The 11,733-nt window shown below is 59.8% G+C and carries 7 protein-coding genes and 1 pseudogene; 5 read left to right on the top strand and 3 right to left on the bottom strand.

Features of this window, described 5'->3' with window-relative positions:
• The 3 genes and pseudogenes from EOA24_RS41565 to EOA24_RS13585 form a co-directional block, all read left to right on the top strand.
• A pseudogene (locus tag EOA24_RS41565) lies at positions 1-196 on the top strand (hypothetical protein); the annotation flags it as partial.
• 79 nt (positions 197-275) lie between these two features.
• Entirely contained in the window at positions 276-1,031 is a 756-nt protein-coding gene (locus tag EOA24_RS13590; RefSeq protein ID WP_245466964.1) for an SDR family NAD(P)-dependent oxidoreductase, read from the top strand.
• A gap of 117 nt (positions 1,032-1,148) precedes the next feature.
• A complete protein-coding gene (locus tag EOA24_RS13585; protein WP_210211607.1) occupies positions 1,149-2,429 on the top strand; it encodes an RsmB/NOP family class I SAM-dependent RNA methyltransferase in 1,281 nt (426 codons plus the stop codon).
• A 169-nt stretch (positions 2,430-2,598) separates the two neighbouring features.
• Here the strand turns inward: EOA24_RS13585 and EOA24_RS13580 are convergent, their stop codons facing one another.
• From EOA24_RS13580 to EOA24_RS13570, 3 genes are all read right to left on the bottom strand, one after another.
• Complete coding sequence (locus tag EOA24_RS13580) at positions 2,599-4,152, bottom strand: response regulator (protein ID WP_210211608.1); 1,554 nt, start codon at positions 4,150-4,152, stop codon at positions 2,599-2,601.
• 1 nt (position 4,153) lies between these two features.
• The gene (locus tag EOA24_RS13575) at positions 4,154-4,501 is read right to left on the bottom strand and encodes an Hpt domain-containing protein (RefSeq protein WP_126081566.1); all 348 of its coding nucleotides are present in this window, start codon (positions 4,499-4,501) and stop codon (positions 4,154-4,156) included.
• A 219-nt stretch (positions 4,502-4,720) separates the two neighbouring features.
• Positions 4,721-9,139 (bottom strand): GAF domain-containing protein, encoded by a 4,419-nt coding sequence (locus EOA24_RS13570; RefSeq protein ID WP_126081567.1) that lies wholly within the window; start codon positions 9,137-9,139, stop codon positions 4,721-4,723.
• Positions 9,140-9,907: 768 nt separating this feature from the next.
• Here EOA24_RS13570 and EOA24_RS13565 point away from each other — a divergent pair.
• Positions 9,908-11,014 carry an efflux RND transporter periplasmic adaptor subunit gene (locus tag EOA24_RS13565; protein WP_189343370.1) on the top strand — a complete coding sequence of 369 codons (1,107 nt, stop codon included), beginning with the start codon at positions 9,908-9,910 and terminating at the stop codon, positions 11,012-11,014.
• The coding region (locus EOA24_RS13560) for an efflux RND transporter permease subunit (RefSeq protein ID WP_189353936.1) at positions 11,011-11,733 on the top strand (723 nt) is incomplete at its 3' end. The genes EOA24_RS13565 and EOA24_RS13560, both read left to right, overlap by 4 nt.

Raw genomic sequence — 11,733 nt, 5'->3', positions numbered from 1 at the left:
GGCCAGGACCTATGGCGGGGACGATCCCGACGGCTACAAGCGCCGGCTTCTCGGGCACTATCCGCAAGGGGGCAAAGCAAGGTTCATTCAGGTGGAAGAGATCGCATCCTTCATCCACTACCTCTGCCAGCCGGGCTCGGCGCCGATCACCGGGGCCGCGCTGTCGATCGATTTCGGCGTCAGCGCCGGCTATTGAAAAAGCCTGGGCAGTTTCATCGCGGGCATGATTGCCCGCGTCGACATGCCGGCATTCCAATCGTGGAGAGGAAATGATCGTGTTCCGCAAATCCCGCAGGGCGCTGGTGACCGGCGCGGGCGCCGCCGACGGCATCGGCGTAGCGGTCGCGCGTGCGCTGGGCGAGGCCGGCCTTTCGGTCGTCATCACCGCTTCGTCCGCGCGCGTCGAACAGCGGGCCGGGGAACTGCGGGCGGAGGGGCTCGATATAAGCGCCGTTGTGGCCGACCTGACGGTTTCGGGCGATGTCGAGCGCTTGTGCTCGCAGGCCGGCGAAATCGACGTCCTCGTCAACAATGCCGGGATGGGCACGGTCGCGCAGCCGGCGTTGCAGCGGCGGTTTCTCGACCTCAGCGAAAGCGATTGGGACCGCGGCATCGACGTCAGCCTCAAAACCGCGTTCCTGAGCACGCGCGGATTCCTGGCCGGCATGGTGCAGCGCTGCCATGGGCGCGTGGTCAACATGGCTTCGGTGACCGGACCTTACGTCTCCAATGAAGGCGAGGCCGCCTATTCGGCGGCGAAGGCCGGCATGGTCGGGCTGACGCACGCGCTCGCCCTGGAGGTTGGCCGCAGCGGTGTCACGGTCAACGCCGTGGCGCCGGGCTGGATCACGACCGGCGCATCGACGCCGGAGGAACTCGCCGCTGCCCGCAACACGCCGCTCGGGCGCGCGGGCAGTCCCGAGGAAGTCGCCGCCGCCGTGCTGTTCCTGGCGTCGGACGGAGCCAGCTATGTCAACGGCGCCGTTCTCGTCGTCGACGGCGGCAACATCCTGCAGGAACGCAAGGGATGAGCGCTGGGATGCGCGAACGATGGTCAGGAGCGGCACTGTCGCCTATATAGGCGCTTTTTTCAGCCTGATCGCCGTTCCGTGACCCCTGCCGCCCGCCTGCAAGCCACAATCGAACTTATGGATGAAGTCGATAGCGTCGCGCGTCCCGCGGATGCTGTCGTCTCGGCGTGGTTTCGGGCTCGGCGCTATATCGGCGACAGGGACCGTGGCCAGATTTTGGAGTTGCTTTATGCGCTTCTGCGACACCATGCACGGCTTGGTTGGTGGCTGGCCAGGCATGGGCGCGAGGATAGGCCCCGCAACCGCCTGCTCGCGTGGCTCACGCTGAAGGAAGGCGAGACGGCCGATCAGATCAAGCGCCTGTTCAACGGGGCGAAATTCGCGCCTGCCATCCTGACGGATCACGAGCACGCGCTGCTGGTCAAATTGCGGGGAGGCACGATCGACCATCCCGGCATGCCGGAAGAGGTGCGCCTTGAATGCCCGTCCTGGGCGGCCGATCCCCTGCGGCGCCGTTTCGGGGAAGCGTTCGGCCAGGAGATGTCCGCGCTTCTGGCGCCGCCGCCCCTTGATCTGCGCGTCAACCCGATCAAGTCGACGCGCGAGGCCATGCTCAACGCGCTGAAGGATCTCGGCTTGCGGGCGCAGCCATCTGCCATCGCTCCTTACGGCATTCGTGTGCATGAACGCCCCTCGCTGGCGAGCCTGCTGATGCTCAGGACCGGTGAGGTCGAGATCCAGGATGAGGGCTCGCAGCTTGTCGCCATGCTGGTCGATGCCCGGCCGGGCGAGCGCGTGGTCGATTTCTGCGCCGGAGCCGGCGGCAAGACGCTGGCGGTCGCCGTGCAGATGAACAACAAGGGCCATGTTGTCGCCTGCGACGTCCTGGAAGGCCGTTTGAAGCGCGGCGCCGAGCGCTTCCGGCAGGCAGGATTGCACAATATCGAGACACGGCTCCTGGCCGGCGAAACGGATCGGTGGATCAAGCGCCACAAGGGCGGTTTCGATCGCGTGCTGGTGGACGCGCCATGCAGCGGCACCGGTACCTGGCGACGCAACCCCGATGCACGCTGGCGCGCGCAGGAGGAACAGGGTCTGGACAATCTCGTGTCGCTGCAGGCCCGGATTCTGGCGAGCGCGGCGCGTCTGGTGAAGCCCGGTGGACGGCTGGTCTACGCGACATGCTCCATGCTGTCCGAGGAGAATGAGGAACAGGTGGTAGCGTTCCTGGCGGCACATCCCGGTTTTCGTGTGGTGCCGCTTCACGAGGCCGCGCCGCAACTGACGAACTCATCTCATCCGGACTATCTGTCGCTGACGCCCGCGCGCAACGATACCGACGGCTTCTTTGCCGCAGTCATGCAGCGAGAAGGTGCGCTCCCAGGTGGGCGCCCATAGCCATTCGCGCGATCCATTTTTTTGAATGACCCGAATGGGGCCGAGAGCAGTCCGGCAGCGTTCGGACTGGCGAGCCGGGAAACCGACGTTCCATTCGGCGCACCACGCCGTCAGCATCGGAGCCATGCTCTGCTTGGCTTAAGGTAGGCAGACCTGCCTCGGGCTCTGTTCACTCCGTTGGCAGTGGCACAAGGTCGAGCTTCGGCACGATTTCCTCTGTCGCATCGTCAAGCGGTGGCGGTTCTTCTTCAGCTTCCTGCTTCGGTTCGACCATCAGCAGGCCTACCACGATCAGCGCTAACGAAACCCAGGTGAGCGCCGGTATCGCTTCGCCCAGCAGCAACATGCTCCACCCTATACCGGCCGCGGTTACGGCGTAGGCGTTCTGGCTTGCGAACACAGCACCTGTGCTGGAGATCAGCGCAATGAAGAGCAGCATGGCCAGATTGCCGGCAACTGCCATCAAAATGACAATGATGCCAAGCCTTCCGGTCAACAAACCAACCGGTATGAAATCCCCATAAAAGGCCGCGAGCGGAATCAGCATCAAAAGCGAAGCAACCAGGACCATGCCGAACATGGCGACGCTGTCGACGGCAGCGGGTTTGAACTCCGAAAGATAGATATCCTCAGTGGCATAAGTGACCGGGATCACAAGCGCGATGGCAAGCCACAACCAATTCGTGTTCATTTCCCCCGGCTCGCCAAAGAAAAGGATGATGACGATGCCGACGAGACCCAGTCCAAGCCCCAAGAACCGTTTCATGCTCGGCGCTTCGGTCCGCATCAAGGCCGCGAACAGGAATACGGCGAACCCTTCAAGTACGATGACGATGGAGACGATAAAGGCCGGAAGCTTGCTTGCCAGCCAATAGACCAGCACCTGATTGACCACCGAGCTGATGAACGCGAGGATGATAACGAACCGCCAATCCGAGCGCGTGAGAGCAGACAGCCTCGGCATGGTCCTGCGCTTGAGGCTAATCCCGAGGCAGAACGCAGCTCCGATGAGGTCAATAAGGATCGCTAGTCCAATCGGGTGAGCTTCAACGAGCGAAGCCATTTTCGACAGCGGGACGACAAGGCCCCACAGTCCTCCGCAGGCCAACAGCAGCAAGGCTCCGCGGAATGTGCGGATATTTTGCCGCATTTTGCGTTCGCGCTCGTAAACCTTTTGGGCCATCGTTGCGAACACACTGGCGAGCTTGCCCAGACCATCGGTTCGGGCTGCCACATCGCGGATGCCCAGCTTCGAAGGGTTGAACCTCCCACTTTCCAGGGTCGCGGCCGCTTTCGTCAACTTGGCTACCTGACGCAGATATTCCTTCTCTACGTCGCGCAGTCGCTTTTTCTCGATGCACGTGGAAATCCGCGCCTTGAGAAGCGCCAGCTCGAAATCCTTGGGCAAGAAATCCTCGGCGCCCAATTCAATCGCCTTCACGACGCTGCTCATCTCATCGTCGAGCCCGGAAATCACAATCACCGGCACATCCCGGGTCCGGGGCGAGCTCTTGAGGCTCGTCAGCACCTCGAAGCCGTCCATCACCGGCATCATGATATCGAGAAGAACAAGATCGAAATTTTCAACTGCGAGCAGATCGAGAGCCGCTCGCCCGTTCTCTACAGCCTCGGCTTCATGGCCGAGAGCCTCCACCGATTTTTTGAGCTTGATCCTTATGGTCCGAGAGTCGTCGACGATGAGAATTCGGCCAGGGTTGCTCACGCTAATTCCCCAGGTTGAAGATTGCTCGAAGCTCGCTGCTGGCGACGTCGAAGGCACGCTGTGCATCGCCGATCTCGGCAAGACTTGCGGGTTCGCCGCTTGCGCACCGCGCCTCCACCCCGGCGCAGATCTGGCTGAGATCAGTCGCACCCATATCCCGCGCATTCGATTTCAGGGAGTGGGCAGCCCGTCGGACGGCAGCGTGGTCGGAGGCCTGACATGACGACCACATGCCCTGCATGATGGATGGCCCTTCCTCCAAGAAGGACTCCACAAGCTCCAGAAGGTCGGCTTCCTCGCCACCGACAAGCTCACGCAGCTTGTCCAGCGCCCCTCTGTCGATCGCCACAACATCCCCCGATGTATGCTTCTTCGAACCAAAACCAGCGACAAAACATCTGCCGGCGCTGGCAAAAACGAGCGAAGTCGAACTCTCTGCTCCCCTTCTTTCAGAGTTCCATCGCGTTGAAAAGACAGATTATCGCACCAATGCTAAATTAGCGAGATCCCTATTCCCGGCGATGCTGCCGCGACGCTAATCTCGATTACTCCGACGCCGCTGTTCCACCTAGGGACGACCGGGCGCGCTGGCATCTTCAAATTCACCCGCTGCACCCCGCGAACCTTCACCCAAATTCACGACGGCCTTGTTCAGGGAGGCTATAAGATCTTCGACACGCAACGGTTTGCTCAGATAATCGTCCATTCCAGCATTCAGGTATCTCTCGCGATCACCCGCCATCGCGTTGGCGGTCAGGGCAATGATGAATGGTCGATGCACGGGTTCGGCATTGATACGGCGGATCAATCTTGTCGCTTCGAGCCCATCCATGTCAGGCATTTCGATATCCATTAGGATAACGTCATGGCTGCCCTGGCTGTAGGCAGCGATCGCCGACTGGCCGTCGATTGCCAGGTCCGGCTTATATCCCAAGCGCTCGAGCACCTTAGAGCCAAGCTTGCGGTTGGTGGCATTGTCGTCGACCAAAAGAATCTGCAGTGGAAACGTGTTCGCCATCGAACCGTCAAAAGCGGGAGCCTTCGGTTGATCGGCTCGGGTGGAGCGAGCCGGCGTTCCAACGAAGATCGACAGCAACGTATTGAGCAATGGAGAAGGCTTGATCGGCTTGGATAGCGCGGCCGCAAACCGCAGACTTTCAATTTCCTTTTTCCTGTCCTCCGACATTGGCACCATGGAACTAAGTAGCACCAGCGGAACGCCTTCCATGCTTTCGAGCGCGCGGATTTTTCTAGCGAGTTCGATGCCATCCATGTCAGGCATGTTCATGTCGAGAACGATGACATCGAAGACTTCCCCTGCTTCAAGCCTTCGCAGTGCGTCGCGCGGGTGTTCGCTCGCCGACGCGACCATATTCCATGACTGCGCCTGCAGGGCCATGATGCGGCGGTTGGTTGCGTTGTCGTCCACGACCAGCAACCGCTTGCCTGCCAGTCCGACGGTAGCCGTCGGGGCGTTTGCTAATTGGCGCGATGCCACGGGCGCGCGAATCGTGAAGAAGAAAGTGGTGCCTTTTCCTTCCGCGCTGTCGACCCAGATCTCGCCGCCCATCAACTCTACCAGACGCCTGCTGATGGCCAAGCCAAGTCCGGTTCCGCCATAGCGCCTGGTCGTAGAAGCGTCGACCTGGCTGAAGGATTTGAAGAGCCGGTCCATCCGGTCGCCGGGGATACCGATGCCGGTGTCGCGAACCGAAAATTGGAGCGTGCAAATCTTCCCCTCGCCGTCCTCGTTTGAACCATGGCTTGTGGCTGCGGGCGCGATCGTCATCACCGAAAGGACGATCTCTCCCCGCTCAGTGAATTTGACCGCGTTATTAAGGAGGTTGATCAGCACTTGGCGAAGCCGACTACTGTCGGCAATTACCGCCTCCGGCGTACCGGGCTCGATCAAATAGCTCAGATCGAGCCCTTTTTCGGCCGTTCTCGGAGCTATTAGATCGATCGCACTTTCCAGGCAATCGCGCAATTCGAACTGCCGGGGATCGAGATCGATCTTGCCCGCCTCGACCTTGGAGAAATCGAGTATGTCATTGATGATGGTGAGCAGGGCCTCGGCGCTGTTGTTAATTGTCTCTCCAATTTCCCGCTGCTCGTCATCTAGTTTTGTCGCCAGGAGCAAGTTGCTCATTCCGATCACGCCGTTCATTGGCGTACGAATCTCGTGGCTCATCGTCGCCAGAAACGAACTCTTCGCCTCATTTGCCGCCTCGGCCGCCTCCTTTGCCTGCTGGAGAGCCAGGGACAACTGTTTGAGCTCAGTGAATAGTTGCGCGTTGTGCAGGGCAGAGCCCGCATTGGCGGCAATGGTGGAAAGCAAGCGGAGCGAGTCATCGGTAAAAATGCCCTCCCGCGTAGTGCTCTGAACACTGATAACGCCAAGCGTTCCTTGGGCCGTTTTGATCGGAACGCCGAGGTAGGACAAGGCATTCTTGCCGACGGGGGTGGCCCCGATCTGAGCCCCCCTTTTCGCCACATCCTGATTGATGAGCAGCGGCTCGCCGGTCTGTATGATCTTGCTCGTCAGTCCCTCGCCGAGCGTGAGCGTGGTGAAGGCCTCGCCAAACTGATAGGGGAAATGGATTAGCTTAGTTTCCGGATCGAGCAGAGCGACGTAGACGATATCGGCATCGAAGATTTCCTGCATCTGATTGCCGATCAGCTGGATCGTGCTTTCGAGTTCGGATTCCGCTATCAGCGCCTGGCTGACCATACTGATGGCGCCGAGCTCGGCAGCGCGAGCTTCTGTCACTCTCAGCAGACGCTGCGTTTCGTTAAACAGGCGGGCATTGGCTATGGCGACGACCATGTTGGAGGCAACCGTCTGCAGGAGGCGTACGTGATTTTCGTCAAACGCATTCTCCCGGTAGCTTTGTACACTGATAACCCCCAGCGTTCTTTCACCAGACTTGATGGGAACACCTATGTAAGATGCGGTCCTGTCCTTTTCGTCTGGAAAGAATGCACCAAGCTCTTTTCCTCCCTCGAGAGTCGTGAAGACTAACGGGCGCCCTGTATCTATGATTTTGGACGCTACACCCACGCCAAACGGAAATGGATCAATAACTCTATATTGCCTGAAGTATGCATAAGGCACATGGATCAGACCGGATTCCCTGTCATGCAGCAGAATTTCACTGACCTCGGTCCCGAAGGCCTCCCGCACCTTATCGCCTACAAGACGAATTACTGTATCCAGGTCTAGTGACTGTGTCATAGCCTCGCCAACGCTATTGAGAATAGCGAGTTCTGCCGCGCGGTCCTCGGTTACCTTCAGCAAGCGCCTGGTCTCGGTGAACAGCCTCGCCTTTTCAACTGCAATAGACGTCGCATTACCAATCGTGGTGAGCAGATTCACGTCCGATTCATTGAAGGCGTGCTCGTGATCGAGGTTTTGCAGGGAAATGACGCCCTTTGCCTGTCCTCCGATGATCAACGGTACGAACAGCCCCGACTTAGCTGCCTCACCCTGCAGCACGGGGTTGCCGTATTTCTCGGACGCAGTGATAGCATCATTGAGCAGCAATGGCTGCCCCGTATCCATGACATGTTTCCGAAAACCAATGAGCGGCATCGGTAAATCGGGGAAGCGAACGTTCCGCTCAATCGTATAAGGAAAATGCAGAAGGTTGTCGTCGGGATCGAACAGTCCGATATCCACCACCTGGGCATCGAAAATCTCATGAATCTGGTCGCCGATCTGGTCATATATCTCCTGCATTTCCAAATTGGAGACGAGCACTTCCTGAACGCCATTCACGAAGGCCAGTTCAGCATTACGAGCCTCCATCATTTTCAATAGGCGCTGGGTCTCGTCGAACAGGTGGGCGTTAGAGATAGCGACGCCCATGCTGGATGAAAGCCCCTGCAACAGACGCACATGATCTTCATTGAAGACATTCTTCTCGTAGCTCTGGACGCTGACGACACCCAAAGTCCTGTCGCCAGCGATGATTGGCACACCTAGGTAGGATTCGGTCCTGTCTTCCTCTGTAGGTATAAGTGCACCCGGAGCAACGTGTTGCTCAGTCGTACCCAATACCAATGGTTTGCCTGACAGTATGACCTTTGAGGTCAGCCCTTCGCCCATCGCAAATGGTTCGGGGTCCTGATAGCCCTTGTAAAATGCATAGGGTACGGTGATTAGGTCAGACTTCTCATCACGCAGGAGGATTTCGGTGACGTCCGTTCCGAATATTTCGCGCACCTTATCACCGACGATGCGTGTGACGGTCTTGACGTTCAGCGTCTTCGCCATTGCTTCGCCGACGCTGTTGAGAATGGCCAGTTCCTTTGCGCGGTCCTCAGATACTTTCAGCAGCCGCTGCGTTTCGTCGAAAAGGCGTGCATTGGCAATCGCAACGCCCATGCTTGATGACAAGCCTTGCAGCAGGCGCAAATGATCTTCGCCAAAGGCATTCTTTTCGTAGCTTTGAACACTGACAACGCCCAGGGTTCTGCCACCGGCGATGATTGGTACGCCGATATACGATTCTGACCGCTCCGCTTCGCTGAGGAAGATCGCACCGAACTCAATGGACTGTTCAGACGTCCCGAGAACCAGTGGTTTTCCAGAGAGGATGACCTTGGAGGTCAGCCCCGCGCCCAAAGTGAAAGGCTCGACGTCCTGGTACTCGCGGTAAAATGAATACGGGACGGTGATGAGATCAGAGGCCTCGTCGTGCAACAAAATTTCGGTTATATCCGCCCCAAATATTTCACGTACCTGATCGCCCACGATGCGGGTCACCGTCTTGACATTCAGCGTCTTTGCCATCGCTTCACCGACGCTGTTGAGGATGGCCAATTCCTTCGCGCGCTCCTCGGCGAGTTGAATCAGGCGCTTGTTTTCGGCGGAAAGTCGATCAAGCTCGATTGCCGCGTCAGCATAATTATTTTCCAGTTCGGCAATACGGCGATCTGCGGATGCCAGGCGACTTGCAAGATCGCTTCCCACCGAGCCCTGCATATTGGCTTCTCCCCAAAGGGCCTTCCGCCGGCTTCAGCGGAATGCTTCCCACCCGTATATTAGTAAGTAGTGTTGCACGACAGGCGCCCGATTGACAGACCGGCGAGGCGTGGCCTTGGGACAAGCTCCGCGGCTCGGCTTCCATGTCTGCTTCCAGGCGGCGGCAAAATTCCCTCCAGCGGCCGAGATGAGCGCAAAGCTGCCATGGCGTCTTTGGGGCCGGAAGCGGACGGTCCGGTTCTGGGACGACCTAGCGAGAAAGATGCCATTCCGCTGGTGCCCCCATCTTGGCCGCAACGACGTCGCTTGCCGTTGCCGGAAAAACAACCGCGGCGCCGCGTCGGCCGCCTTGCGCCAGCACCTGCCTCTTGACGCTTTCAGCCGTGATACGCTCCTACCAATCGGTCATCAGGGGTGTGTGGCTGAAGGCGGGTGACGAGCGTGGCGAATTTGGCTTGACGGTGTGTGTCAAAGGAATCCTGATTCCTTTAGATTGCGACTAGGCCTACCCGGTGGGGAGGCAGCCACAGGATGGACATTTCAGCCCATATGGAAAATGATCATGTGCCGTGCACAATATTGCAGTGCTCGGGTCTCGACGAAAAAGCCTGAGCGTAGAAGCGGATCAACCGACCTCCGGGTCCAGCGAGGGGGACGCAAATGGATACCACAGGCAATGGGCAATGGCGTTGCGACGTGGGCGAGCGACCCCGTCGATCGGCCGGCTGGCTTGCCTGCGCCACCGCGTCGGCGGCATTCCTGCTCGGCATGGCTTTCAGCAGCACTGCGTTTGCGCAGGACCAGCAGCTGCCCGTGGTGACGGCGGCCAAGCCGGTGGTGCGTGACATCATCGAGGACGACGAGTTCGTCGGGCGTTTCGAAGCCGTCGACCAGGTTGCCATCCGTTCGCGCGTCAGCGGCTATCTGGACAAGGTCAGCTTCCAGGACGGCGCACTGGTCAACAAGGGCGACCTGCTCTTCACCATCGACCAGCGTCCGTACCAGGCCGCTTATGATGCCGCCAAATCGCAAGTGGATGTCGCCAAGAGCCTGCTCGAATTCACCAAGATGCAACTGGATCGCGCCAACGAACTTGCCAAGACCGGCAACATCTCGCCCGCCACGGTCGACGACCGCCGGCGGGAATACCTTGCGGCGCAGGCGCAGATGCAGGGCGCGACGGCTGCGCTGACGACGGCCAGCCTGAACATGGAATTCACTGAGATCAAGGCGCCGTTGTCCGGCCGCATCGACCGCCGGCTGGTATCGGTCGGCAACCTCGTGCAGCCGGATTCCACCTTGCTGACGACCATCGTCACGCGCGACCCGATCGACTTCTATTTCGACGTCGATGAGCGTCTGTATTTCAGCTACGCCCGCGACGCGATGGCGCGTGGCGGCAGCATGCAGGAAGGCGCCGGCGGGCTCGATGTGCAGGTTCAGGTCGCCGACCGCGCGGAGGCGGTGGTCAAGGGCAAGCTCGATTTTGCCGAGAACCGGATCGACAACGCGACCGGCACAATGCGGGTTCGTGCGACGTTTCCCAACCCCGACGGCGTTCTCCAGCCAGGCATGTTCGGGCGCATCAACGTGCCGGGGTCGCTGCCGCATAGCGGCGTGCTGGTGCCTGACGAGGCGATCGGCGCCGATCAGGATCGTCGCATCGTGTTGCTGGTGGACGAGGCCGGAATGGTGTCGGCGAAGCCCGTGCGCACCGGACCGCTTCTCGACGGCTACCGGGTGATCCGCTCGGGCCTGACCGGCGCCGAGACGATCATCGTCAACGGGCTGATGCACGCAAGGCCCGGCACCAAGGTGAAGGTCGAGATGGTGACGTTGCCGCCCAAGGTCGAAACCGCCGGGTTGCAGCAATGAGGTTCGCGCATTTCTTCGTCGACCGTCCAATCTTCGCATCGGTCGTTTCGATCGTCCTGCTGATCCTCGGCGGGATTGCTTATACCCAGCTGCCGGTCGCGCAATATCCCGAGATCGCGCCGCCGACCATCGTCGTTCGCGCGCAGTATCCGGGCGCCGACGCCCAGACGGTCGCAGCGACGGTGGCAACGCCGATCGAGCAGGAGATCAATGGCGTCGAGGGCATGCTCTACATGTCATCCTATTCGTCGGGCGACGGGTCGATGGCGCTGACCATCACCTTCAAGCTGGGCACCGATCTCGACAAGGCGCAGGTGCTTGTGCAGAACCGCGTGTCGGTCGCCGAGCCGCGCCTGCCCGAAGAGGTCCGCCGCCTCGGCATCACCACCACCAAGAGCTCGCCCGACCTGATGATGGTCGTGCACATGCTGTCGCCCGACAATACCTACGACCAGCTCTACGTCTCGAACTACGCCCGCTCGCGGGTGCGCGACATACTGCTCAGGTTAGACGGCGTCGGCGACCTTATCATCTTCGGCGAACGCGAATATTCGCTGCGCATCTGGCTTGATCCGGAAAAACTGTCCGCCCTGGGAATGACCTCGGGCGATGTGGTGCAGGCGCTGCGCGATCAGAACGTCCAAGTGTCGGGTGGCTCGATCGGCGCGCCGCCGACGGGCACCGGCACGGCGTTCCAGTACACGGTCACCACGCAAGGC

This window comes from Mesorhizobium sp. M2A.F.Ca.ET.039.01.1.1 (assembly GCF_003998035.1).
Taxonomy (GTDB): domain Bacteria; phylum Pseudomonadota; class Alphaproteobacteria; order Rhizobiales; family Rhizobiaceae; genus Mesorhizobium.
The sequence above is the reverse complement of the archived record's forward strand: the minus strand, read 5'-3'. Positions and strand labels throughout refer to the sequence as shown.

Coding starts and splice junctions, on each gene's coding strand:
- EOA24_RS13565 (WP_189343370.1), top strand. CDS start 9,908: ATGGCTTTCAGCAGCACTGCGTTTGCGCAGGACCAGCAGCTGCCCGTG.
- EOA24_RS13570 (WP_126081567.1), bottom strand. CDS start 9,139: ATGCAGGGCTCGGTGGGAAGCGATCTTGCAAGTCGCCTGGCATCCGCA.
- EOA24_RS13585 (WP_210211607.1), top strand. CDS start 1,149: ATGGATGAAGTCGATAGCGTCGCGCGTCCCGCGGATGCTGTCGTCTCG.